This window comes from Cellulosimicrobium sp. SL-1 (assembly GCF_011033075.1).
GTDB lineage: Bacteria > Actinomycetota > Actinomycetes > Actinomycetales > Cellulomonadaceae > Cellulosimicrobium > Cellulosimicrobium funkei.
Map to the genome: position 1 here is coordinate 116342 of NZ_JAACJC010000006.1, position 24105 is coordinate 140446.

The following is a 24105-nucleotide window of genomic DNA, read 5'->3' on the forward strand; positions in this document are numbered from 1 at the left end:
GGTCATGCCTCGACGCTCAGGTCCTCGTCGCCCGCACGCATCTCGGCGGGGTCCTGCGGCCCCGCGAGGAGCGACCGCGCGGCCGCGACGACCTCGGCGACGGTGATGCGGCCGAGCGCCGGGTCGAGGTCGGCGGCGTGCGGGTCACCCCGGTAGCCGCGCGCCGCGTCGTCGGGCGCGTGCGCCGGCCTCTGCTCCGTGTCGCCGTGCCAGAGCACCGCGTGCCGCTCCGGGTCCACGGCGGGGCCCCACGTGGCGGGCGGCGTCGGGCCGAACAGCACCACCGACGGGGTGCCGTACGCGGTCGCCAGGTGGGCCACGCCCGTGTCCCCGCAGACGACGAGCCGGGCCGTCGCGACGACGTCGGCGAGCGCGGGCAGGTCGAGCGTCCCGGCCGTGTCGGTCACGCTGCCGGTCCCGTCCGGCGCCCCCGCGGGGCCGCCGAGGGCGGCGTCCGCGTCGGCCACGACCCGCGCGCACAGGTCGCGCTCGTCGGGGCCGCCCGTGACGACGACGTCGTGACCGGCGGCCGCGAGGTCGCGCGCGACCGCGGCGAAGCGGTCCGCGGGCCAGCGGCGCGCGCCGGACGCCGCGCCGGGGTGCACGACGACGTGGCGCCCGCGCGACCCCGGCGGGTCGAGCCGCAGGTCCTCGCGCGAGCACGCGCCGCCCGCCGCGGTGACGAGCCGGCACCAGCGGTCGACCTCGTGCTCGTCCGGGTCCCAGTGCGGCCCGTCGACCCCCGCGTCGCCCGACGCGAACGCGACGACCCGCTCCGGGGCGGTGTGGAGCAGCACCCGGTGGCTCTCGGGACCGCTGCCGTGCAGGTTCACCGCCACGTGCCCGGGGTCCGCGCCGGTGAGCGTCCGCGCCTCCTGCGCCCAGGCGAGCGGCTCAAGACCGCGGGTCGGCACGACGCCGTCGACGAGGCCGAGGTCGCGCAACCAGCCGCCGACCTCCGCTGGCGCGGCGAGGAGCACGCGCCGACCGGGCCACGCGCGCCGCACGCCCCGCAGCGCGGGCACGGCCGTCAGCGCGTCCCCGAGCCCGAGCGCGCGCAGCACGAGGACGGTCCCCTCGTCCTGCCCCGCGAGCCCCGGCAGGTCGGGCGCCAGCTCCGTCGCGCCCGCCGTCACGGCCACGACGTCTCGCCGGACGCCATGACGAGCATCTCGCGGATCTCGCAGCCCACCGGCTGGCGCAGCGCCGTCACGACGGCGGCCGCGGTCGCGCGCGGGTCGTTGAGGTCGGCGTCCGGCCCCGGCTTGTACTGCTCGGTGCGGCCGTCGAAGAACGCGGTGCGCATCCCGCCGGGCACGAGGCACGTGACGCCGACGCGGCCCGCGAGCTCCGCGGCGAGCGCCTGGGAGAACCCGCGCACCGCGAACTTCGACGCGCAGTAGGCGGTCGCGTCCGAGACCCCCTTGAGGCCGAGCGTCGACGCCACCGTGACGACCGTGCCGCGGCGCTCCTCGAGGAACGGCAGCGCGGCGCGCACGACGGCGACCGTGCCGAACAGGTTGACGCGCACGACGCGCTCCCACGTCTCGACGTCGATTTCGTCGAGGCGCCCGCACGCATCGGTGCCGGCGGCCGTGACGACGGCGTCGGGCGGCCCGACCTCGAGCGCGAGCCGCTCGACCGCGGCGGCCGCGGCGGCGGAGTCGGACAGGTCGACGACCGCGTGCGGCACGCCGTCGGCGGGCGCGACCCGGTCCAGCACGACCGGCTTGCCGCCCGCCGCCGTCACCGCCTCGACGAGCGCGGCCCCTAGGCCGCTCGCGCCCCCGGTGACGTAGACGGTGCCGAGCTCGCGGGGCGTGGGGACGTCGGTCCGCTGGGCGGACGTGGTGGTGGTCATCCGGTGGTCTCCTCCGTCAGGGTGGGGGCCCCGGGCGCGAACCGCCCGGAGCGTTCGAGGATCGAGGTCGTGGAACGGCCGTCGACGTAGGGCAGGACGACGACCCGGCCGCCGTGGCGCCGGACCGTCTCCGCCTCGGGGAGCGTCTCCTCCGTGTAGTCGCCGCCCTTCGCCCAGACGTCGGGGCGCAGGCGGTCGAGCGCGGCGCGCGGGTCGTCCTCGTCGAACACGACGACGGCGGCCACGCAGTCGAGCGCGGCGAGGACCCGGGCCCGGTCGGCCTGCCCGACGACGGGGCGCTGCGGCCCCTTGAGCCGCCGCACCGACGCGTCGCCGTTGAGCAGCACGACGAGGTGGTCGCCCAGGCGCGCGGCCGCCTCGAGCGTCGCGACGTGCCCGGCGTGCAGGATGTCGAAGCAGCCGCCCGTAGCGACGACGGTGCCGCCCGCGGCACGCAGCCGGGCGGCCACGGCCTCGGGCGCGTCGGGGTCCGACGGCGGGGCGTCCTGCGTGGCGCCGGAGGGGGTCGGGGCCCCTGACGCGGGACCCGTCGCGTGCTCCCGGGCCGCGCCCGGCGTGCGGTCGGCGGGGGAGTCGGCCCGGCGCCGGTAACCCTCCGCGCCGCCCGCCGCGACCCAGGCCGAGGCCGAGGCGACGGCGGCGACGACCGCCGGGACGAGCCCCTCGCCCCGGGCGAGCGCGACCGCGACCGTCGAGGCGAAGCGGTCGCCCGCGCCGCACGGGTCGCCGTGCGCGACGGTCGCGGGCACGTACGCGGGCTCGCCGTCCGCGCGCGCGACGAAGGCCCCGCGGTCGCCCGCCGTGACGCACACCGCCCCCACGTCCCACGCGGCCGCGAGCGACCGCGCGAGGCCACCGGGGTCGTCGGGCGTCGCGTCGAGGCCGAGCGCCTCCGCGGCGTCGAGCGCCTCCGCGAGGTTGGGCGTCACGAGCGCCGTCCCGGGGACCGGGGCGCCGCCGCGCGGGTGCGGGTCCCACACGAGCGTCCCGGTGCGGGCCGCGTGCGCGAGCGCGTCGCGGACCGGCCCGGCGTGGGTCGTCCCCGCGCCGTAGTCGGACACGAGCACGACGTCCGCGCCCGCGAGCGCCGCCCGCGCCGCGCGCTCCGACAGGTCGCCAGGGCGGGCGGGGCCGCCGTCGTCGACGCGCACGACCGTCTGGCCGCCGGAGCGCACGCGGGTCTTGCGCCGCGTCGTGCCGACCTGCGGCAGGGCGACGACGTCGAGGTGCGGGCGCAGCAGGGCCCGCAGCTCGGAGCCCGCGTCGTCGTCGCCGAACGGCGCGACGAGGCGCACGCCCGCGCCGTCGGTCGCGAGGAGCGCGGTCAGCCCCGCGCCGCCGGGGCTGCGTCGCACGCCGAGCGTGTCGACGACGGGGACGGGACCGTCGGGGGAGAAGCGGGTCACCTGGCCGTCGACGTCACGGTCGAGGAGCACGTCCCCGACGACGACCACCTGCGGTCCGGTCGCCGCCGCGGAGGCCGGTGGGGGTGCCGGGGCCGGCCGGTCGTCGGCCGACCCGGCGCCCGGGAGGTCTGCCGCGGCGTGCGCCTCGCGGTGGCGTACGTGCGCGTCGAGCGCGGCGCACAGCGCGTGCACGACGACGAGGTGCAGCTCCTGGACGGACGAGGTCGACGCGCCGCGCAGGGCGAGCACGTCGTCGCACGCGGCCGCGAGCGCGCAGTCCCGCGGGCCCGTGAGCGCCCACGTGGTGAGGCCGAGCTCGCGGGCCCGGTGGGCCGCCGCGACGACGTTCTCGCTCTCGCCGGAGGTCGACAGGAGCACGAGCACGTCGCCGGGGCGACCGTGCGCCGCGACCTGGCGCGCGTACATCTCGGCGATGCCGTAGTCGTTGACGATCGCCGTGAGGCTCGACGTCTCCGCGTGCAGGCTGATCGCGGACAGCGGGGTGCGCTCGCCGTCGAAGCGGCCCACGAGCTCGGCGGTGAGGTGCTGCGCCTCGGCGGCGCTGCCCCCGTTGCCCGCGACGAGCAGCCGCCCGCCCGCGAGCACCGTGTCGGCGAGCCGTGCCCCCCACGCGTCGATCCGGCCCGCCTCGGCGGTGAGCAGGTCGAGGCCGTCGTGCAGGTCGTCGGCGTGCGCGCGCAGCCAGCGGCGCGCGGCGTCGTGCGGGCCGTCGCCGGACCCGGCACCGGGGGTGTCGCCGTAGGGCGTCCGGGGCGCGGTCACGGTGCGCTCACCGCCCGCAGCGCGGTGCGCCCGGCCGCCACCGGCCGGGCGCGACCGCGCTCGGCTTGGCGGGCCGCGGTGACGCGCTCGTACGACTCGGCGGTGCGCTCCGCGACCGTGACCCAGCCGTACAGGTGCTCGGCGCGCAGCCGCGCGGCCGAGCCGAGGCGTTCCGCGAACGCCGGGTCGTCGGCGAGCCGGCGCAGCGCGGCGGCGAGCGCCCCGGGGTCGCGCGGCGGGACGAGCAGGCCCGTGCGCCCGTCGACGACCGAGTCGAGCAGCCCGCCCACGGCCGCGCCCACGACGGGACGCCCGCACGCGGCGGCCTCGAGCGGGACGATCCCGAAGGGCTCGTACCAGGGGTCGCACACGACGGCGTCGGCGGCGTGCATGAGGTCGCGCACGTCGTCCTGCGTCACGCTGCCCACGAACCGCACGCGGTCCGCGACGCCGGAGGCCAGCGCGACGGCGCGCAGCCGCAGCACCTCGGGGTCGTCGTCGAGCGCGCCCGGCGCGGGGCCGCCCGCGACGACGAGCTCCGCGCCCGGCAGCGCGGCGAGCGCCTCGATGACGGTGTCGACGCCCTTGCGCTCGACGAGCCGGCCCACCGAGAGCAGGCGCAGGCGGCCGGGCTCGCGGTGCAGGTGCTCGGTGCGGTCCGGGTCGGGCAGGAAGCGGCCGAGGTCCACGCCGCACGGCACGACGTCGATGCGGTCGGGGTCGGCGCCGAGCGCGACGAGCTCCGCGACCTCGTCGGCGCACGTCGCGACGATCCGGTCGACCGCGCGGCACAGCAGGCGCTCGCGGGCCACGCGCTCGGCGGGGCTCGTGTCGTGCGCGCCCTGGTGGCGGCGCTTGACGGAGCCGAGCGCGTGGAAGGTCTGCACGAGCGGGACCCCGAGCGGGGGCGCGGACAGCAGGCCCGCGATCCCGGACATCCAGAAGTGGGCGTGCACGACGTCGGGCCGGGGCCCGGGCTCGATCCACCGCCGCAGGAGGTCGGCGCCGAACGCGTCCATGTGGGGCAGGAGGTCGTCCTTGGGCACGGGCACCGGCGGACCGGCGTCCACGTGCACGACCTCGACGCCGCGCGCGAGCGGGACGCGCTCCGGGAGGGACGCGTCGTCGCGGCGCGTGAACACCTCCACGCGGTGGCCCTGCGCGCCGAGCCGCGTGGCGAGCGATGCGACGTGCACGTTCTGCCCTCCGGCGTCGACGCCGCCGAGGGCGGCGAGGGGGCTGGCGTGCTCCGAGATCATCGCGATCTTCATGAGGTCACCTCCGTCAGGACCGTGTCCCAGCGTCGCAGGAACGCGGCGTGGGAGTAGTGCTCGAGCACGTGGGCGCGGGCCGCCCGGCCGTGCTCGCGGGCGTCGTCGGGGTCGGCGAGCCAGCGCCGCGCGGTCGCGGCGAGCTCGTCGGGACAGGCGCTGAGGAGCCCCGCGGCCGGGGGCACCGCGACGGGCGCCTCGGTGGTCGGCAGCGCGAGGACGGGCATCCCGAGCGCCATCGCCTCGAGCAGGGAGAGCCCGAGGCTCGTCCAGCGGTAGGGGTGCAGGTAGGCGCGCGACGTCGCGAGCCGCGCGTGCATCGCGGCCTGAGGGACGTCGTCGTGCAGGCCGTGCGGGAGGTCGTGCGGCAGGTCGTGCGGCGGGTCGTGCGGCGCGGCGCCGGGCGCCGCGAGGTGCTCGGCGAGCTTGCCGACGCCCATGCCGTAGACGTCGAGCGGCACGTGCCGCCCCAGCCCGACGAGCACGTCGGTCCCGGCGACGCGCCAGCGCCGCACGGGCTCGTTGACGACGACCCCGACGCTCGCCCGCTCCCCGGTGTACAGCGGGCCGGGGTCGGGGATGCCGTGGTCGACGACGAGCGTGCGCGCGTCGCCCGTGTCCCACATGAGCGCGTTGAACGCCGTGACGTGCACGATCGGCACGAGGCCCTCCTCGACGACGTCGAGGTCGGCGAGCGGGTGCCGGGTCGCGGCCGCGTGGCCGGTCGGGGCGTTGTGCTCGACGTACACGGCGGGCACGTCGCGGCCGGGCACGAGCCCGGTCCAGCGCCGCAGCAGCTCGACCTCCTCGGGGCGCTGGAGCACCACGACGTCGATCGCGCGGTCCGCCGCGAGGTCGGCGAGCTCGTCCGGCGCGACCTCGCGCGCCCCGGGCGGCCAGTCCCAGGTGCGCGCGCGGCCGCGGCCGTCGGGCCCGCGGTCGGGGACGACCGGGACCAGGTACTCGTGGCCGCCGGCGACGAACGACGTCGCCCACGACCCGTGCACGTGCCACGCGAGGATCCTCATCGGGTCACCCCCACGGTCCGGAGCGGTGTCGCGCGGGGCGCGGGCGTCCCCACGACGTGCGGGACGGCGAGCCGGTCGACGGCCGCGACGACGTCGGCCGTGTCGACGCCGAGGCACGGGTGGCCGGGCACCGGGCACACCCGGGCGCGCGTGCCGCGGCACGCGGCCTCCTGGTCGCCGAGCAGGACGGTCGGCACGCCCCACGGCGCCCAGCGCTCCGCGGGGACCACGGGGGCGAAGAGGGACACGACGGGCCTGCCCACCGCGGCGGCCAGGTGCGCGGGCCCCGTGTTGCCGACGACGACGCACCGGGCGCCGGCGAGCACCGCGGCCAAGCCCGCGAGGTCCGTGCGCCCCGACAGGTCCCGCGCGCGCCCGGCGGCGACGTGCGCCGCGAGGTCCGTCTCGCCGGGCCCGCCCGTGACGACCACCTCGTGGCCCGCGCGGACCAGCGCCGCGACGAGGTCGCGCGCGTGGTCGGGCGCGGGCGCCCGGGCGGGGACGGACGCGCCGGGGTGCACGACGACGTAGGGCCCCGCGGGCACGAGCGACGACACGTCGGGCAGCGGCCCGCGCACGCGCAGCCGGTCGCCGTCGGGCGGCGCGCCGAACCCTGCGGCGCGGGCGAGGTCGAGCGCGGCCTCGACCTCGTGCAGGCCGTCCGCGCGGGTGTGCCGCACGTCGAGGAGCGAGCCCGGGTAGTCCTCGCTCACGGCGGCGACGCGCCCGACGCCCGCGAGCTTGAGCACCATCGCCGCGGGCAGCGGGCTCTGGTGGAACGAGGTGAAGACGACCGCGGCGGCGTAGCGCCTCTCGGCGAGGGTCGCGACGAGGTCGAGCACGCTCGCGCGGTCGACGGGCGGCGGCCGGTAGCCGGACCAGGGGGCGTCGAAGACGAGCACGTCGCGCACGTCCGGGAGCAGCTCTGCCGCCGCGCGCCCGGCGGGGGCCGCCAGGACGTCCACGCGGCCGCCGTCGCGCGCGGTCGCGTGCGCCATCGCCCGGACCGCGGGGCCCGTGAGCAGGACGTCGCCGTCGCTGTCGAGGCGCACGGCGAGCACGTCGGCGCTCATGCCGCACGCTCCTCGTCCGGCGCCGCCGCGGACGCGCCGGGAACCGACGCGTCGGGGGACTGCTCCCGGGGCGGGCCGGGCAGGCGGTCGTCGAGCGCGCGGACCGCCGCGGCGAGGTCCGGCACGACGCACGGGGCGGCGGCGACCTCCTCGGCGCGCGTGACGGGCGTCGGCACGAGGACCGGGGTCGCGCCCGCGGCGAGCGCGGCGCCCACGTCGGCGCCGATGTCGCCCACGACGGCGCACCGCCACGGCTCGACGCCGAGGTCGGCCGCCGCGGCGAGCACGAGGCCGGGACCGGGCTTGCGGCACACGCACGCGTCGTCCGGCGCGTGCGGGCAGACCTGCCACGTGTCGAACGGGCCCAGCAGCTCCTCGACGCGCGCGTTCACGGCGTCGACCTGCGTGCGGCTGAGCAGCCCGCGCCCGACGCCGGACTGGTTGGACACCACGCCGAGCCGGACCCCGCGGGCGCGCAGGTCGTCGAGCACGGCGCGAGCGCCCTCGACGGGACGCACCGCCGCCGGGTCGCCGTTGTACGGGACGTCGTGCACGAGCGTGCCGTCACGGTCGAGGAGCACGGCCGCGAGCGGCGGCGGCCACGGCTCGAGCCCGCGCCGGGCGGCGAGCGTGCCCGCGACGCGGTGCCGCACCGCGGCGAACGGGATGGCGGCGCTCGTCCACGCCATGCGCCGCAGCTCGGGCCCGAACGCGTCGTCGCCCGGCCGCGGCCCCGGCGCGAGGCGGCGCCCGAGGAACTGCGCGGTGAGGGCCGCCCACCCGAGCGCGCCGAGCGCCGCGACGCGCGGGCGCCGCGCGACGAGCCCGCCGACGCCGACCGCGGCGGCCGCGACGGTCGCGACGTGCCACGCGAGGCGGCCGCGGCCCGTCTCGGCACGCTCGCGCCACCCCGGCCCGTGCAGGGCGCGGAACGTCGCGTCGTCGCGGGTCCCGGCCTGCACGCGCAGGCTCACCGCGTCGTCCGCGGGGCGCACGGGGTGCGTCGTCGTGCGCGTGCCGCGCACGAGCTCCCAGCCCGCCTCGCGCACGCGCAGCGCGAGGTCGGCGTCCTCGCGGTAGGCGCGGGGGAAGCGCTCGTCGAACCCGCCGACCTGCTCGAGCGCGGCGCGCCGGTACGCCATGTCGGCGGTCGCCCAGGCCGCGCGCTCGAGCCCGGCGGTCCCGCGCTCCCAGTCCGTCGGACGGCGGTGCGCGGGCAGCGGCACGTGCAGGCGGCCCTGCACGCCGCCGGTGCGGGGCGTCGCCGCCGCGAGGTCGTGCGCGAGGAGGCGCGCCCACCCGGCGGGGAGCTCGACGTCGTCGTCGAGGAGCACGACCCACGGCGCGGTCGTCGAGCGCCACCCGGCGTTGCGCGCGGCGGCCGGGCCCCGGCCCCCGGTGCGCACGACGCGCGCGCCGAGCGCACGGCCGGCGTCCCCGAGGTCGAGCGGGTCGGGCACCGGGTCGGTCGTGCCGAGCCGCGGCAGCCGGCGGTCGTCCGCGACGACGACTTCGGCCGGCCCGGGGGAGCCCGGGCCGTCGGCCTGGGCGACGAGGGACTTCAGGAGCCGGTCGAGCGACGGGCGGCCGATGGAGGGCACGACGACGGCGTACGGCACCGGGGGAGCGGGACGGCCCGCGGGCGCGCTCACGCCGTCGCCCCGGACGGAGCGGCGAACACGTCGGGCCGGCGCACGAGGTGCGGGCCGAGCACGAGCGCGTCCACGGGGGCGGACCCGAAGAGCTCGAGCGCGTCGCGCGGGTCGTCGACCATGGGGCGCCCCGCGGTGTTGAGGCTCGTGTTGACGACGACCGGCAGCCCGGTCAGCTCCTTGAACGCCCGGATCGTGGCCCGCAGGCGCGGGGTCGAGTCGTCGACGGTCTGGATGCGCGCGGTCCCGTCCACGTGCACGACGGCGGCGATCCGGTCGCGCCACGCGGGCGCCACCTCGTGCACGAAGAGCATGTACGGGCTCGGGACCGGACCGCCGGAGAAGATCTCCGCGGCGTCCTCGAGCAGGACCATCGGCGCGACGGGCCGGAACTGCTCGCGGCCCTTGACGTCGTTGAGCCGCTCCAGGTTCTCCACCGGCCCGGGATGGGCGAGCAGGGAGCGGTGCCCCAGCGCGCGCGGTCCGAGCTCGGCGCGGCCGTCGAACCACGCCACGACGCCGTTGTCGGCGAGGATGCGTCCGACCTCGGCGGGCAGGTCGTCGGGCGTCGTGAACGGCACCTGCGCGGTGCGCAGCCACCGGGCGAGCGCCTCGTCGCCCCACGCCCGGCCGAGCGCCGCCGAGCCCATCGGCTCGACGGTGTCGCCCGCCTCCGCGGCGAGCTGGAGGGCGGCGCCCAGCGCCGTGCCGGAGTCGCCCGCCGCGGGCTGGACCCAGACCTCCTCGAACGGCGACTCGCGCCAGACCCGCGAGTTCGCGACGCAGTTCAGCGCCGTGCCGCCCGCCATGGTCAGCACGCGGTCGCCCGTCTGCCCGTGGAGCCACGTTGCGAGGTCGACGAGCACCTCCTCGAGCCGCGCCTGCACCGACGCCGCGAGGTCGGCGTGCTCGGCCCGGCCGCCGTGCGCGGTGCCCCAGGTGCCGTCGTCCGTGCGGCGCGGCGCCCAGCGCTCCCAGTCGGGAACCTCGGCGACGAAGCCGCCGTCGCCGGTCGCGTAGAGCACCTCGCGCAGGTCGTCGAGGAAGCGCGGCTCGCCGTACGACGCGAGCGCCATGACCTTGTACTCGTCGCTCGACCGCAGGAAGCCCAGGTGCTCGGTGAGCGACTCGTAGACCAGCCCGAGCGAGTGCGGCAGCTCCTGGCTCGCGAGCACCTCGAGGCGGCCGTGGTCGTACCGGCCCGCGAGGTGCGACGATCGCTCCCCGCGGCCGTCGAGCGACAGGACGCTCGCGACCGGGAACGGCGACGCCAGCGCGGCCGACGCCGCGTGCGCGACCTCGTGCGGCACGAACCGCACCGTCGCGGGGGACAGGCCCGGCAGCGCGGTGGCGAGGAACTGCGGCGCGCGCTCGGCGTACTGCACGCGCAGCCAGTCCCACGGGTCCGGCAGGCCCATCTCCTCGGCGGGCTTGGCCAGCGCCGGGTCGAACGAGTACGCGACGGCGTCCAGGTCCTGGGGGCGCAGCCCGCCCTCCTCGAGGCACCAGGCCATCGCCTTCTCGGGGAGCTCCCACGCCGCGAACGGCAGCGGTCGCTTGCCGTGCTTGCGCCGCGAGAAGCGCTCCTCCTCCGCGGCGGCGACCACCCGGCCGTCGACGACGAGGGCGGCGGACGGGTCGTGGAACAGGGCGTTGACTCCGAGGACGCGCATGGGCTGCGAGCCTTCCTCGTTCGGGTCAGGCTCGTGGTGCGCCTCGAGAAACCGGGGGCACTGGACCTGACGCGTGCGGGTCGGCTCTGCTGCAACCCGACTTCACCCTGACCCGGCGAAGCGGTTCTCGCACGCCGACGTCGCACCCATGGGTAGTTCTCTTCGTGTGATTCCTCGGGAGGCCCGCATGACCACGACCACCGCACCCACCCCGCGCCCCGACCTGTCCGCGCCGGCCGCGGGCGAGCGCCGCCTCGATCGGACCGACCCGGCCACGGGTCGGCCCGCCGCCCCGGTCCGCTGCGCGGGCGCCGACGAGGTCGACGCCGCCGTGCGCGCCGCCGCGGCCGCCTGGCCCGCGTGGCGCGCGACCCCGCCGGGGGAGCGGGCCGGTGCCCTGCGCGCCGCCGCCCGCGCGGTGCGCGCCGCCGTCGACGAGCTCGGCGACCTGCTGTGCACGACCACCGGACGGCTGCGGGCCGAGGCGCGCGCGTCGGCCGAGGTCGCCGCCGACCTGCTCGACGAGGCCGCCGTGGCAGGTCTCGGCCGGGCCGGGCGGGTGCTCGCGGGCGACCCCGCCGCGCTGGACGTCGTGCGCCGCGAGCCGCGCGGCGTCGTCGCGGTGATCACGCCGTGGAACGACCCCTACCCCGCGGCCGCCGGGCTGCTCGCCGCGGCGCTCGTCACCGGCAACACCGTGGTGCACAAGCCGTCCGAGCGCAGCGACGCCCCCGGGGTGCGCCTCGCCGAGATCGTGGCGGGCTCGCTCCCGCCCGACGTCCTGCGCATCGTCAGCGGCGACGGCGGGACGGGCGCGGCCGTCGTCGCGCACGACGACGTCGCCCTGGTCGCGCACGTCGGCTCCACGGCCGCGGGCCGGCGCATCGCCGCCGCCGCGGGCGCGCGCGGGGCGAAGGTGCTGCTCGAGAACGGCGGCAAGGACCCGGTCGTCGTGGACGCGGGCGTCGACCCGGTGCTCGCCGCGCGACAGATCGCGACCGGCGCGTTCACCAACGGCGGCCAGCTGTGCACCGCCGTCGAGCGGGCGTACGTCGTCGAGGAGGTCGCGGACGCGGTCGTCGCCGAGCTCGCGCGCCTCGCCGACGAGGTCGTGGTGGGCGACCCGGCCGACGGCGCGACGACCATGGGACCGCTCGTCGACGACGCGCAGCTCGCCGTCGTCGAGGAGCACGTGCAGGGGGCGCTCGCGGCGGGGGGCGAGGTCGTGACCGGCGGCCGGCGGCTCGACCGGGCCGGGTCGTACTACGCGCCCACCGTTCTCGACCGGTGCCCGGACGACGTGGACCTGCTCACGACGGAGACGTTCGGCCCCGTCGCGCCTGTCGTGCGCGTCGCCGACTTCGACGAGGGCCTGCGCCGCGCGTCCGCATCGGCGTACGGGCTGGCGGCGACCGTGCTCACGCCGTCGCTCGCGCACGCGCTGCGCGCGGCGGACGTGCTCGACGTCGGCACGGTCAAGGTGAACGCGGTGTTCGGGGGCGCGCCGGGCGGGTCCGCCGACCCGCGGCGTGGCAGCGGCGGCGGGGCCGGGTACGGGCCGGACCTGCTCGACGAGATGACCGTGCGCAAGGCCGTCCACCTCGAAGCGCTGGGGGAGCCGTGAGCCGCCGTGCGAGCGCGACGCTCACGTTCGGCGGGACGGCGACGGCGCTCCTGCGGTTCGGGCGCTTCACCGTGCTCACCGACCCGAACTTCCTGCACCGCGGCCAGTGGGCCTACCTCGGCAAGGGCCTCGCGTCGCGGCGCCGCACCCAGCCCGCGCTCGGGCCGACGGGCCTCCCGCCGCTCGACGTGATCGTCCTGTCCCACCTGCACGGGGACCACTTCGACCGGGTCGCGCGGCGCGGCCTGACGCGGCAGGTGCCGCTCCTCACCACGCCGTCCGCGGCGCGGCGCCTGGCGCGGTACCACTTCGCGACGGTCGGCATGCCGACCGGCACGATCGAGACGTTCCGCTCGGGCAAGGAGACGCTCGACGTGGAGTCGGTCCCGGCGATCCACGCGCGCGGCGTCATGCGCTCGTTGCTGCCGGAGGTCATGGGCACCGTCTACACCCACCGCGTGGACGGCGACCGCCAGACCCAGGTCTACGTCACGGGCGACACGCTCACGGGCGACCACGTGGACGTCGTCGCGGACGCGTTCCCGCACCTGGACTCGGTGGTCGCGCACCTGGGCGGGACGCGCATCCTCGGCCGGACCGTGACCATGGACGACGTGCAGGGGGCGGACCTCGTGCGGCGCGTCGGCGTGCCGCTCGTCGTCCCGATCCACCACGACGACTACGGCGTGTTCCGCAGCCCGCTGCGCGACTTCCTCGCGCGGTCGCCGGAGCTGCCCGGGGTCGAGATCCGGCCCGTGGCGCGGGGCGCGACGGTCGACCTCCGGGTCGACTGACGGGCGGATGCCCACCGTGGGGGCCCGCCCGGCGACCCACCACGAACAGCGACCTTGTGGTCGGTTTTCGTGAGGGGTCCGGCCCAACTTTTCGTCTCAATATTTCAACTTCTGACTTGGCATCAGCGAAAGTCGCGCTTAGGGTCGAACGCAGCGCGGGGCCAGGACGGCGCCGCGCAGGCCCCGGTCCCCGGGGCCGTCCACCCATCCGGGTCGACCGATCAGCGGCGATCGTCGAGCAGCGGCACCGAGCACAGGTGCCGCGCTGCTGGTCGGGGACCACGGGCTCCTCGATCCACGTCAAGGAGGACGTTGTGCACAGACCATCCACGAGCCGACGCAGGCTCGCCCGAGGTGCCGCGGCGGCGCTGTCCGCCGCGTTGCTCGTCCCGCTCGCGATGAGCGGGGCGAGCGCGCACTCCGGCCACGGGGGAGACGAGAGCGAGACCGCCGCCGAGGCCGCGCAGGACGACGCGGCACTCGACTGGAACAACTACGAGAAGGTCCTGCTGAGCAAGGACACCGGTGAGCCGATCGACCTCGCCGTGCTGCCCGACTCGCGGGTCCTGCACACCGCGCGCGACGGCGTCGTCCGTCTCACCGACACCGCGACCGGGCGGACGACGCAGATCGCGAAGCTCGACGTCTACGCCAACTCCGAGGACGGGCTGCAGGGCATCTCCCTGGACCCGGACTTCGAGGAGAACGGGTTCGTCTACCTCGTGTACGCGCCCCGCGTCATGGAGGGCACCTCGCCCACCGGGGTCGAGTACCCCGAGACGACGCCGCAGGGCAGCGCGCCGAACTCGCTCCCCGCGGGCGAGGACGAGAGCTACTGGGACCGGTGGCTGGGCTACAACCAGCTCTCCCGGTTCACGTGGGACGCGGAGAGCAGCACGCTCGACCTGGACAGCGAGCGCGCGATCCTCAAGGTCGACGCGCAGCGCGGCCAGTGCTGCCACGTCGGCGCCGACATGGCGTGGGACGCGGAGGGCAACCTCTTCCTGTCCACGGGTGACAACACCCCGGCCGGTGCCCCCGGCGCCGACGGGTACGCCCCGAACAACAACGCGCCCGGCATGAACCCCGGGTTCGACGACCGCCGCAGCGCGGGCAACACGAACGACCTGCGCGGCGCGATCCTGCGGATCAACCCGATCGAGGACATCGCCCCCGGCACCGAGGTCGGGCCCGGCACCACGTACACGATCCCCGAAGGCAACCTCTTCGACGACCCGCAGTACGAGGGCTCCGAGGACCTGGTGCGCGAGGAGATCTACGTGATGGGGGTGCGCAACCCCTTCCGGATCGACTACGACCTCGAGTCCGGCGCGCTCGTCTGGGGCGACTACGGCCCCGACGCGGCGAACGCCAACCCTGACCGCGGCCCCATGGGCTACGTCGAGTGGCAGCTGACGACGGAGCCGATGAACGGCGGCTGGCCCTACTGCCACGGCCCCAACGCGAACTACAACGAGTGGGACTTCGCGACGGGCACGCCCGGCGAGTGGTTCGACTGCGAGGCCGGCGCGAAGAACAACTCCACGTGGAACACCGGTCTGGACGTCGTCCCGCCGGCCACGGCGCCGCAGGTCTACTACGGCGACCGCCCCGGCGACCAGCCGGAGCTGCTCGACCCGCTGGTCGAGCTGGGCGGCGGCGGCCAGGCGCCCATGGGCGGCCCGATCTTCCGCTCCGCCGACTACCCCGACGCGCCGGGCAAGTTCCCCGCGTACTGGGACGGCAAGCCGTTCATGGCGGAGTTCTCCCAGGACTACGTCGTCGCGTTCACGCTCGACGAGCTCTCGTCGGCCGGTGAGGTCACCGCGGTCGAGGACTTCCTGCCCAACGCGCACCTGGAGACGGTGAACCAGCCGATCTGGGACAACGTCATGGACATGGAGTTCGGTCCGGACGGGTCCATGTACGTCCTGGAGTACGGTGACGGCTTCTTCCGCCAGAACCCGGACGCCGGGCTGTACCGCATCACCTACGGGTCGGAGAACAAGACCCCGCGCGCGGCGATCTCCGCCACCCCGGTGTCGGGCAGCGACGCGCCGCTCGAGGTGACGTTCGACGCCTCGGCGACCACGGACGCGGAGACCCCGAACGAGGGCCTGACCTTCGACTGGGACTTCGACGCCGACGGCGAGTACGACGCCCAGGGCGAGACGGTGACGCACACGTTCACCGAGCGCGGCCGGTTCGCCGTGCAGCTGCGCGTCACGGACCCGGAGGGCAACTTCGGCCTCGCGATCCAGCAGGTCACCGTCGGCAACACCGCCCCGGAGATCACGCTGAGCCAGCCGGACGGCGCGGTCTTCGACTGGGGCGACGCCGTCCCGTACACCGTCGCGGTGCAGGACGCCGAGGACGGCGACGAGCCGGTGTGCACCAACATCCAGTACACGTTCGGCCTCGGCCACAACGAGCACGCCCACCCCGAGGTGAGCGGGCGCGCCGCGGTCACCGAGGACGGCTGCGGCTTCACGATCCAGACGAGCCCCGACGCCGTCGAGCACGGCGAGGGCGAGAAGATCTTCGGCACGCTCGTCGTGACCTACACGGACAAGGCCCAGGGTGACGTCCCCGCCATCACCGGCGAGGCCACGCACATCCTCAAGCCGCAGGCGCAGCAGGCCGAGTGGTACGACGCGGCCGAGGGCGTCGAGGTCGTCGAGGACCCGGCGGCGAACGCCGGCCGCTACGTCACCTCGTTCGACGAGGGCGACTCGTTCACCTACCGGCCGCTCGCGCTCGTCCACGCCCCGACGGGCGAGGCCGTCGACGAGGTCACCGTCCGCGGCAGCGGCGAGGGCACCGTCACGCTGAGCTGGCAGGGTGCGGGGGCCGAGTCCTCCGAGCCGCTGGCCGACTTCGCCTTCACGGGCGAGGGCTGGCAGGACGTCACGCAGACGCTGAGCAGCGTGCCCGAGGGCACCGGCTCGGTCGTCGTGACGACCACCGGCGGCGTGGACGTCGACGCGGTGACGTTCGCCGTGGGCGAGGGCAGCACCGAGCCGGTCGTCGTGCCGGCCGAGCAGGTGTCCATCCAGATGTTCTCGCTCATCCCGTGGGTCAACGAGGCGGGCCTCCCGGCCGTCCTCGAGCGCCTGTCGGAGATCGGCTTCAAGAACATCGAGCCCTTCGGCGGCAACTTCTCCGGCTACACCGCCGAGGAGTTCCGTGCGCTGGCCGACTCCTACGGCCTGAGCGTGAAGTCGTCGCACTACAACGTCGACGAGGCCACGTTCGACGCGACCCTGGACTACGTGGGGACGCTCGGCCAGGAGTACGTCGGCTCGGGCGGCTGGCCCGCACCGGGGATCGGCACCTACGAGAACACGCTCGCGACGGCCGAGGCCATGAACCGGCTCGGGGAGCGGGCGGTCGACGCCGGCTTCACGAAGTTCTTCGGCCACAACCACGACGGCGAGTTCCGCACGACGTACGAGCACGAGGGGGAGACGCTCTCGGCCTGGGAGATCCTGGTCCGCGAGACGAACCCCGAGTACGTGACGTTCCAGCTCGACGTCGCGTGGGCCGCCCACGCGGGCGTCGACGTCCCGGCGCTCATCGAGCAGTACGGCGACCGGATCGAGCTGCTCCACGTCAAGGACGCCACGGGCCTGAACGCGGGCGGCCGCCCGTCGTTCACCAACCTGGGCGAGGGCGAGGTGCCGCTCCAGGAGATCCTCACGGCGGCGCAGGAGGCCGGCGTCGCGTACTACGTCCTCGAGTGGGACCAGGCGCCCGACGGCGAGGACTTCGCGGCCCACGGCTTCGAGTACCTCACCGGCGTCCCCGCCGGCGAGGCCGGGCCCGACGTCACGGCGACCGCGCAGGCGCGCTGCCTCGCGGGCAAGACCTACGTCGCGGTCCGTGCCCTCAACGAGGACGACGTGCCGCTCACCGTGACGCTCGAGACGCCGTACGGCACGAAGACGGTCGAGAACGTCGCCCCGGGCGCGAACGCCTACCAGTCGTTCGCGGTCCGCTCCGGCGAGGTCGAGGCCGGCTCCGCCACGGTCACCGCCACCGACGCCGAGGGGAGGACGGCCACGGTCACGGCCGAGCACGACGCGCTGTCGTGCGGCTGACACCGGCCTGACGCGCAGGAGCGCCGGGTGAGGCGGACGTCCGACGCCGCCTCACCCGGCGCTCGCGCGTCCGGGCACCGACCCGCTCCGGACGCACGGCGGCCCGGGTGACGCACGCGTCACCCGGGCCGCCGTCGTGCGGGCCTGTCAGCCCTCCTTGACCTGGTCGCGGACGTCCGCCGCGGCCTCCTTGCCGTGCTGCCCCACGGACTGCGCGGCGTCCTTCGCGGCGTCGCGGACGGCCTCGGCGCCCTCCTTCGCGGGCTCCTTGAGGTCCTGCACGACCTCCTGCGCCGTGGACTTCACGTCCTCGACGAGCGGGGCCGCCTTCTCCTTGACCCCGACGGCGGCGCGCTGCTCGGCGCGGCTCGACGGGAGGAGGGAGGCGACGACGAGGCCCACGCCGAAGGCCACGAGGCCGACGGCGAGCGGGTTGCCCTGCGTCTGCTCGCGCACCGCCCGCGGGGCGGAGCCCACGGTGTCGGCGACCGAGGACGCCGTGCTGCGCGCCGAGTCGGCGACCGAGGAGGCCGCCTCGCGGCCACGCTCGGCGACGCCGTGCGACGTGTCCCGGGCCGAGCCGACCGTGTCGTGCGCGCTGCCCATGACGCGGTCCTTGACGCTCGTCACGCCCGACCGCACGCGGTCCACCTGGCGGCGCGCCACGTTGCCGGGCTTGACCTTCTCCCCGAGGGCGTCGACGTCGCGGCTCAGCTCGGTCCGCGTGCGCTCGATGTCCGCCCGGATCTCCTCCGGATCGCTGGTGCTCATGAGTTCTTCTCCTCGTGTCCTCGGACGGCGTTCGGGATCTTCTTGAGGGTGTCCGTGGTCTCGGGCATGCCCTCGACCGTGCGCAGCTCCTTGCGTCCGCGCGCCGCGAGCACCGCGGCGACGATCGCCCAGAGCACCGCGACGACGACGGCCGACCAGCCCCGGCCCATGACGGCGCCGAGCGCCCACCACAGCGCCACGGAGAGGAACAGCAGGACCATGTGGCCCGCCACCCCGGCGCCGGCGAGCATCCCGGCGCCCTTCCCGGCGCGCTGCGCGGACTGCTTGGCCTCCGCCTTGGCGAGCTCGACCTCCTGACGCATGAGGGTCGACAGGTCGCGGCTCACCTCGGCGACGAGCTCGCCGAGGCTCTGCTGCTCGGCCTGCTGGTCCGCCGACGTCGGCACGGGCTGCGGCGTGGCCGCGAGGCCCGGGTCGGGGCCGCTGCCCGTCGTGTGCCGACCGGTGCCCGCCGCGGCGAACGGGTCAGGGGTGTACGACATCGGGGCCACCTCCCGGCCGGGCGCCCGAGCCGGGCGTCGTGGGCGGGTACGACGGCGCCGGGGGAGCGCCCTCGGCCGACGTAGCGACGTCGGGGTCCTGCGCCAGGCGGTCGTTCGCGAGGCCCGGGTACGCGCCCGCCGTGCCGATGTCCGGCGCGCCCGTCGTGCCCGTGCCGCCGGTCGTGCCCGGCACGCCGGTGGTCCCGGTCGTGCCGGTCCCGCCGACGGTCCCGGTGGTCCCGGTCGTCGCGCCGGTGGTCGTGCCCGTGCCCGTGGTCGTGCCGAGCGGTGCGGCGTGAGCGCCGCGCGTCGCCGACGGCGTCGACCCGGTGCCGCCGCTCTGCGCGCGGTCGGAGCCGGTGTCCGGTGCGTCCTTCATCCCGCGCACGAGGCGCCCGACCAGCAGGCCGGCCCCGGCGGCGAGGAGGAGGAACGTCCCCGGGCGGCGCCGCGCGAAGTCCTCGACCTCGTGCAGCACCGACGCGGGCTCGCGGTCCTCGAACCACTGCGCCACCTGCCCGGTGGCGTCCCCGGCGCGCCGCACGAGGTCGGTCGCGTAGCCCGGGTCCTCGGTGCCGTCCGCCATCTGGCGGAGCTCGTCACCGAGGGACCGCAGCCCGCTCGCGAGGCGCTCCTGCTGCGTGCGCGCCTGGTCGCTGAGCTCCGTCCTCGTCTGGTCGACCAGGCCGCGGGCGCGGTCCGTGGCCTCGTGCGCGACGTCGCGCGCCTTCTCCTTCGCGTCCTGCGCGACCTCGCGTCCGGCGTCGCCCGCGTGGGACGCGGCCTCGCTCGCGCGCTGCTTCACCCCGGACGCGGCGCCGCCGCCGTCCCCGGTGCCCTGCGCCGTCCCGACACCCGGCGAACCGGGCCCCGAGCCGTACGGCACGTTCGTCTCGCTCATGGTCGGACTCCCGTCGTCGTCGCCGCTCGTGCGGCGTGACTGATGACGGAGCGGTAGCCGTGCCGGGCTCTCGCTCCGCCGGTACGGCCACCTCCTGGACCACCTCCCACGCTAGGCGCGGGCCGCGCGCACACAACTGGAACGGGGGTCGCCCCGCGGGTTGCGAGCGGACGGGGCCTTGCGACCGTGGGAGGAGGTCCAGCAGCCGGCCGCCCCCGCCGGGCCCGGCCCGGCAGCACGACGGCGCCCCCGGGCGCAGGAGGTTTCGACCATGGCCACAGGAGAGACCGGGTTCGACGACGTCACGTTCGACCTCATCTCGGTGCAGTACCACTCGCTCAAGGCCGGGCACGACTACGGCCAGTACGTGCGCGACGCCCGGAACGCGGGCAAGGAGGAGATCGCCGCGTTCTTCGAGAAGGTGATGGCGGAGGACTCCGAGCGGGCCCAGCAGTGCCACCGCTTCCTCGCCGACCTGACCCAGGACGGCACGTCCGCGACGTCCCCGCAGGGCTCCCAGCAGGGCTGATGCACCGCCGGCCGCCCGCTCGGGAGCCGGTTCGGCTCGCGAGTCGGGCGGTCCGTGGGGAGCATGGCGGTGGCGTCGAGCAGGGGCGCCGTCCGCGCGAGCGTCAGGAACACGTGATGACCTCCACCGCCCTCCCCGCCCACGTCCCCACCGCCGGGTCGGCGACCACCACCGGCCCGGCGGACGAGCCCGCGCCCGGAGCCTCGCCGGCACGGGGGTCGGGCCGCCTGCCGCGGCCCCGTCCGCGGGGCCCGTTGAGCGCCGCGCTCCTCGCCGCGCTCGTCGAGCCCCCCGGTGCGGCCGACCGCCTGCGCCCGCTCGAGGACGCCGTCGGGCCGGCGCTCGACGCCGCGGCCGTGACGATCCTGCGCGACGAGGACGTCCAGCTCACCCTCACCCTCCTCTACGAGCTCCACTACCGCGGGGTCGAGGGCGTCGACGACGACTGGGAGTGGGACCCGGCGCTGCTCGCGGTGCGGGCACGTCTCGAGGCCCCGTTCGAGGCCGCGGTGCGCGAGCGCGCCGGCCGGCCGGCGTGCGACGCGACCGACGCGGCGGGCGTCGCGCGACGGCTGTTCGAGCTCGCGGCGGCCGACGACGGCCCGAGCCTGTCGCGGTACGTCGCCAAGCGCGCCGACGCGGGGCAGGCGCGCGAGCTCCTCGCGCTGAAGTCCCTCTACCAGCTCAAGGAGGCCGACCCGCACACGTGGGCGGTCCCGCGGCTCGCGGGCGTGCCGAAGGCGGCGCTCGTGGAGATCCAGGCGGACGAGTACGGCGGCGGTCGGCCCGGCCGCATGCACGCCGAGCTGTTCGCGCAGGCGATGCGCGGCGTCGGGCTCGACGACACGTACGGCCGCTACGTCGACGCCGTGCCCGCGGTCGTGCTCGCGGCCCTGAACACGATGTCGCTCTTCGGCCTGCACCGGCGCCTGCGGGGCGCGATCGTCGGCCACCTCGCCGCGTTCGAGATGACGTCGTCGGTGCCGAGCCGCCTGTACGGCAACGGCTTCCGCCGCCTCGGGCACGACGCGGACACCACCTGGTACTTCGACGAGCACGTCGAGGCGGACGCGGTGCACGAGCAGATCGCGGCGCGCGACCTCGCGGGGCGCCTCGTCGAGCAGGAGCCCGCGCTGCGCGACGACGTCCTGCTCGGCGCGGCCGCGTGCCTGGCCGTGGAGGGCGACGTGGCCGCCCACGCGCTCGAGCGCTGGCAGCAGGGCGCGTCGGCGCTGCGCGTGCCGCTCGCCCCCGCCGTCGAGCCGCAGCAGGGCACCGGCCCCGCCGCGGCGCAGGAGGGCGACGCGCCGCGTGGCTGACGTGACCTACGTGCTGCCGCTGCGCCGCGAGCAGCCCGACGAGCCGGCGACGACCGAGCTGTCCGCGTACCTGCACGACCTCGCGCGCCACGTCGAGGTCGTCGTGGCGGACGGGTCGCCCGGTCCCGTCCGCGACCGCCACGCCGCCGCGTGGGGCGGCGCGGCGCGCACCGTCGCCGTCGGCCCGCCGCCCCCGGGCTGCAACGGGAAGGTGGTGGGCGTCCTCGCCGCCCTGGCCGCGACGACCGCGCCGCGCGTCGTCGTGGCGGACGACGACGTGCGCTGGGACGCCGCGACGCTCGACCGGGCGCTCGCGGCGCTCGACGACGCCGACGCCGTCGTGCCGCAGAACGTGTTCGACCCGCTGCCGTGGCACGCGCGCTGGGACACCGCGCGCTCGCTCGTGAACCGCGCGCTCGGTCACGACTGGGCGGGCACGGTGGTGCTGCGGCGCGACGCGCTCGGCCCGGCGGGGTACGACGCCCGCGTGCTGTTCGAGAACCTCGAGCTGGAGCGCACCGTGCGCGCCCGCGGCGGGACGGTCGTGCACCGTCCCGACCTCCTCGTGGCCCGGCGCCCGCCGCCGACGCGGAAGTTCGTCGAGCAGCGCGTGCGCCAGGCGTACGACTCGTTCGCGCAGCCCGTGCGGCTCGCCGCGGAGCTCGCGCTCGCCCCGCTCCTCGGCGCGTGCGTCGCGGGTGCGGTGCGGTGCCGCGGGCCGGTGCGCGCGGCGTGGCTGGGGACGCTGGTGGCGCTGCTCGCGGGCGTCGTCGCGCTCGCCGAGGCGGGACGACGGCGTGCCGGGGGCGGCGCGGCGTGGCCCGCGTCGTCGGCGCTGTGGGCCCCCGCGTGGTTGGTCGAACGGGCGGTGTGCGTGTGGGTCGCGATCGCCTGGCGTGCGCACGGCGGCGTGCCGTACGCCGGCACGCGGATCCGCCGGGCCGCGCACCCGACGGCGGCGCTGCGCGCCGCGACGACGCGGGCGGTGGCCGCATGACGGGCGCCGGGGGTGCGTCGCGCGAGGACTCCCGGGCGGGGTCGCGGGCGGAGGAGGTCACCGTCACGGCGTGCCCGGACGGGCCGCTCCTCGTGCGTGGTCCCGCGCGGCTCGTCGACCAGCAGGGTCGTGAGATCGAGCGGCACCGCGCGACCGTCGCCCTGTGCCGCTGCGGCGGCACGGCCATCCCGCCGTGGTGCGACGGGACGCACAAGGTGAACGGCTACCGCAGCGGCGAGCCCGACGACGGGGCGCGCGGGACCGCCAGCGACGGCGGGACGGGCGCGTAGAACCAGCCGTGGAACGCGGCGCGCGCCGGCTGGGGCAGGACGCGGGCGACCGCCAGCATGGCCTTGCCCTGGACGCCGTGGACGACCTCGGGCCGGCCGTGGACGAGCGCGTCCACGGCCTGCCGCGCCACGGCGGCGGCGCTCGGCTTCGGCAGGCGCCCCACGTGCGTGCGCTCCATGCCGGCCTCCCGGAAGAACGGCGTCCGGGTGGGCCCGGGTAGGAGCGCGGTGACCGTCACGCCCGTGCCGGCGAGCTCGCCGCGCAACGACCATGCGAACGACCGCAGGAACGCCTTCGACGCCGCATAGGTCGCGAAGTGCGGCGCCGGCATCTCGCCGGCGACGGACGCCGTGACGAGCAGCCGCCCGTGCCCCTCGGCGAGGAGGTCGGGCAGCAGCAGGTGCGTGAGGTGCGCGACCGAGCGCACGTTGAGGTCCACGAGCCGCAGCTGCGCCTCGAGCGGGGTGCACGCGTACGCGCCGTGCACCCCGACGCCCGCGTTGAGGACGACGGTCGAGACGCCGAGCTCGCGCGCCCGCCGGGCGGTGGCCTCGACGCCGCGCGGCGTCGTGAGGTCGACCGTGAGGCCCTCGTGCGTCCCGCCGTGCGCGGCCAGATCGCCCACGGTCGCGTCGACGTCGCGGTCGGCGACGACCAGGACGTCGTGCCCCCGCCGGGCGAGCTCGTGCGCGAGCGCGCGGCCGATGCCGCTCGTCGCGCCCGTCACGAGCGCGGTCGCGCGGTCCCGCACGACCGCCGGGGGACGCGGCGTCACGGGAGGTCCGGGGCGTTGTCGTCGCCGAGCGCGACCTCGGCGGGCGGCTCGCGCAGCGCCTGGGCCAGGTGGCCGCCGAGGAACGCGCTCGCCCCGGCGAGCCCGTAGGCGGCGAGCGACACGGCGACGCCCGACCGGCGCCGGCCGCCGCGGCGCAGCAGCCACGACGCGCCGTAGAGCAGCGAGACGCCGGAGTTGAGCGCGGCATGGACCGCGCCGACACGGCGCGCGCGGCGGTCGACGTCGAGGTAGTCGGCGAGGCCCGTGAGCGCGGTCGGCGCGACCGCGAGCACGCCGAGCCCGACGAGGCGCTGCGCCGCGGGCGCGCTGCGCTCGCCCCCGACGAGGTCGAGCACGGCGGCGCTCGTCCACAGACCGACGGGCACGTCGGTGAGGGTCGCGTGCAGGGCGTGGCCGAGCGAGCGGCCGTGCAGCTCCTCGCGCAGCCGTCCGTGCGAGGGGACGAGGGCGAGCGCGACGCCGCGCACGGTGCCGGAGAGCCCGTCGAGCGCGGGGGAGTCCTCGAGCCGCCGGGCGAGGCGCAGGAGGACGGGGGAGTCGTCGTCGCGGGCGGCGGTGCCGGGGGCGTCGGGCATGGTGGCTCCTCAGGTCTCGTCGAGCTCCCGTTCTCGAAGCTGCGTCGACCGTAGGCACGTTCGCGCGCGCTCGCGCGCGTGGGCCCGGACGCACGTCGCCCTCGTCCCGGCGGGCCCGGACGAGGGCGGTTCGCCGC

The 24105-nt window shown here is 77.0% G+C and carries 20 protein-coding genes; 7 read left to right on the forward strand and 13 right to left on the reverse strand.

Annotation, left to right across the window (positions count from 1 at the left end; translation table 11 throughout):
• Positions 1 to 2: 2 nt before the first annotated feature.
• The 8 genes from GWJ10_RS10815 to GWJ10_RS10850 are packed head-to-tail and all read right to left on the reverse strand — an operon-like array spanning position 3 to position 10768.
• Positions 3 to 1142 carry a glycosyltransferase family 9 protein gene (locus tag GWJ10_RS10815; protein ID WP_346773828.1) on the reverse strand — a complete coding sequence of 380 codons (1140 nt, stop codon included), beginning with the start codon at positions 1140 to 1142 and terminating at the stop codon, positions 3 to 5.
• Positions 1133 to 1861: an SDR family oxidoreductase gene (locus GWJ10_RS10820; protein ID WP_163187398.1), complete on the reverse strand. Its 729-nt coding sequence runs from the start codon at positions 1859 to 1861 to the stop codon at positions 1133 to 1135. Before GWJ10_RS10820 ends, GWJ10_RS10815 begins: the two co-directional genes overlap by 10 nt.
• Positions 1858 to 4071, reverse strand: coding sequence for a PfkB family carbohydrate kinase (locus GWJ10_RS10825; RefSeq protein WP_163187400.1), 2214 nt, complete (start codon positions 4069 to 4071; stop codon positions 1858 to 1860). The genes GWJ10_RS10820 and GWJ10_RS10825 overlap by 4 nt, the downstream gene beginning before the upstream one ends.
• Positions 4068 to 5342, reverse strand: coding sequence for a glycosyltransferase (locus GWJ10_RS10830; RefSeq protein ID WP_163187402.1), 1275 nt, complete (start codon positions 5340 to 5342; stop codon positions 4068 to 4070). Before GWJ10_RS10830 ends, GWJ10_RS10825 begins: the two co-directional genes overlap by 4 nt.
• Complete coding sequence (locus tag GWJ10_RS10835; RefSeq protein ID WP_163187404.1) at positions 5339 to 6370, reverse strand: glycosyltransferase; 1032 nt, start codon at positions 6368 to 6370, stop codon at positions 5339 to 5341. Before GWJ10_RS10835 ends, GWJ10_RS10830 begins: the two co-directional genes overlap by 4 nt.
• A complete protein-coding gene (locus tag GWJ10_RS10840) occupies positions 6367 to 7443 on the reverse strand; it encodes a glycosyltransferase family 9 protein (RefSeq protein ID WP_163187406.1) in 1077 nt (358 codons plus the stop codon). The genes GWJ10_RS10835 and GWJ10_RS10840 overlap by 4 nt, the downstream gene beginning before the upstream one ends.
• Complete coding sequence (locus GWJ10_RS20070) at positions 7440 to 9095, reverse strand: HAD-IIIA family hydrolase (protein ID WP_346773829.1); 1656 nt, start codon at positions 9093 to 9095, stop codon at positions 7440 to 7442. The genes GWJ10_RS10840 and GWJ10_RS20070 overlap by 4 nt, the downstream gene beginning before the upstream one ends.
• On the reverse strand, positions 9092 to 10768 hold the full coding sequence (locus tag GWJ10_RS10850; protein WP_163187408.1) for a carbamoyltransferase C-terminal domain-containing protein: 1677 nt from the start codon (positions 10766 to 10768) through the stop codon (positions 9092 to 9094). The genes GWJ10_RS20070 and GWJ10_RS10850 overlap by 4 nt, the downstream gene beginning before the upstream one ends.
• Positions 10769 to 10955: 187 nt before the next feature.
• On the opposite strand from GWJ10_RS10850, the gene GWJ10_RS10855 reads away from it, so the two are divergent.
• The 3 genes from GWJ10_RS10855 to GWJ10_RS10865 all read left to right on the forward strand — a co-directional run bounded on the left by GWJ10_RS10855 (position 10956) and on the right by GWJ10_RS10865 (position 17286).
• Complete coding sequence (locus GWJ10_RS10855) at positions 10956 to 12392, forward strand: aldehyde dehydrogenase family protein (RefSeq protein WP_163187410.1); 1437 nt, start codon at positions 10956 to 10958, stop codon at positions 12390 to 12392.
• Positions 12389 to 13186 carry an MBL fold metallo-hydrolase gene (locus tag GWJ10_RS10860; RefSeq protein WP_163187412.1) on the forward strand — a complete coding sequence of 266 codons (798 nt, stop codon included), beginning with the start codon at positions 12389 to 12391 and terminating at the stop codon, positions 13184 to 13186. Before GWJ10_RS10855 ends, GWJ10_RS10860 begins: the two co-directional genes overlap by 4 nt.
• Before the next feature lie 314 nt (positions 13187 to 13500).
• Complete coding sequence (locus GWJ10_RS10865; protein ID WP_163187414.1) at positions 13501 to 17286, forward strand: PQQ-dependent sugar dehydrogenase; 3786 nt, start codon at positions 13501 to 13503, stop codon at positions 17284 to 17286.
• Positions 17287 to 17433: 147 nt separating this feature from the next.
• On the opposite strand, the gene GWJ10_RS10870 is transcribed toward GWJ10_RS10865, so the two are convergent.
• From GWJ10_RS10870 to GWJ10_RS19615, 3 genes are read right to left on the reverse strand one after another with little or no spacing between them, the layout of a single operon-like run.
• Positions 17434 to 18057, reverse strand: a complete 624-nt coding sequence (locus GWJ10_RS10870; RefSeq protein WP_034654612.1) for a DUF3618 domain-containing protein — start codon at positions 18055 to 18057, stop codon at positions 17434 to 17436.
• On the reverse strand, positions 18054 to 18560 hold the full coding sequence (locus GWJ10_RS10875; RefSeq protein ID WP_081600158.1) for a phage holin family protein: 507 nt from the start codon (positions 18558 to 18560) through the stop codon (positions 18054 to 18056). The genes GWJ10_RS10870 and GWJ10_RS10875 overlap by 4 nt, the downstream gene beginning before the upstream one ends.
• Positions 18544 to 19461, reverse strand: a complete 918-nt coding sequence (locus tag GWJ10_RS19615; RefSeq protein WP_206158395.1) for a hypothetical protein — start codon at positions 19459 to 19461, stop codon at positions 18544 to 18546. Before GWJ10_RS19615 ends, GWJ10_RS10875 begins: the two co-directional genes overlap by 17 nt.
• A gap of 271 nt (positions 19462 to 19732) precedes the next feature.
• On the opposite strand from GWJ10_RS19615, the gene GWJ10_RS10885 reads away from it, so the two are divergent.
• The 4 genes from GWJ10_RS10885 to GWJ10_RS10900 all read left to right on the forward strand — a co-directional run bounded on the left by GWJ10_RS10885 (position 19733) and on the right by GWJ10_RS10900 (position 22596).
• Positions 19733 to 19990, forward strand: coding sequence for a hypothetical protein (locus GWJ10_RS10885; protein WP_034654615.1), 258 nt, complete (start codon positions 19733 to 19735; stop codon positions 19988 to 19990).
• 116 nt (positions 19991 to 20106) lie between these two features.
• Positions 20107 to 21309 carry an iron-containing redox enzyme family protein gene (locus GWJ10_RS10890; protein WP_163187416.1) on the forward strand — a complete coding sequence of 401 codons (1203 nt, stop codon included), beginning with the start codon at positions 20107 to 20109 and terminating at the stop codon, positions 21307 to 21309.
• Entirely contained in the window at positions 21302 to 22306 is a 1005-nt protein-coding gene (locus tag GWJ10_RS10895; protein WP_241005757.1) for a glycosyltransferase, read from the forward strand. The genes GWJ10_RS10890 and GWJ10_RS10895 overlap by 8 nt, the downstream gene beginning before the upstream one ends.
• Entirely contained in the window at positions 22303 to 22596 is a 294-nt protein-coding gene (locus GWJ10_RS10900; protein WP_163187418.1) for a CDGSH iron-sulfur domain-containing protein, read from the forward strand. The genes GWJ10_RS10895 and GWJ10_RS10900 overlap by 4 nt, the downstream gene beginning before the upstream one ends.
• Here GWJ10_RS10900 and GWJ10_RS10905 read toward each other — a convergent pair.
• Together GWJ10_RS10905 and GWJ10_RS10910 are read right to left on the reverse strand one after the other, a co-directional pair.
• Entirely contained in the window at positions 22530 to 23372 is an 843-nt protein-coding gene (locus GWJ10_RS10905) for an SDR family NAD(P)-dependent oxidoreductase (RefSeq protein WP_163187420.1), read from the reverse strand. The two genes, GWJ10_RS10900 and GWJ10_RS10905, sit on opposite strands and share 67 nt — an antisense overlap.
• Positions 23369 to 23968, reverse strand: coding sequence for a DUF2231 domain-containing protein (locus GWJ10_RS10910; protein ID WP_163187422.1), 600 nt, complete (start codon positions 23966 to 23968; stop codon positions 23369 to 23371). The genes GWJ10_RS10905 and GWJ10_RS10910 overlap by 4 nt, the downstream gene beginning before the upstream one ends.
• Positions 23969 to 24105 lie beyond the last annotated feature (137 nt).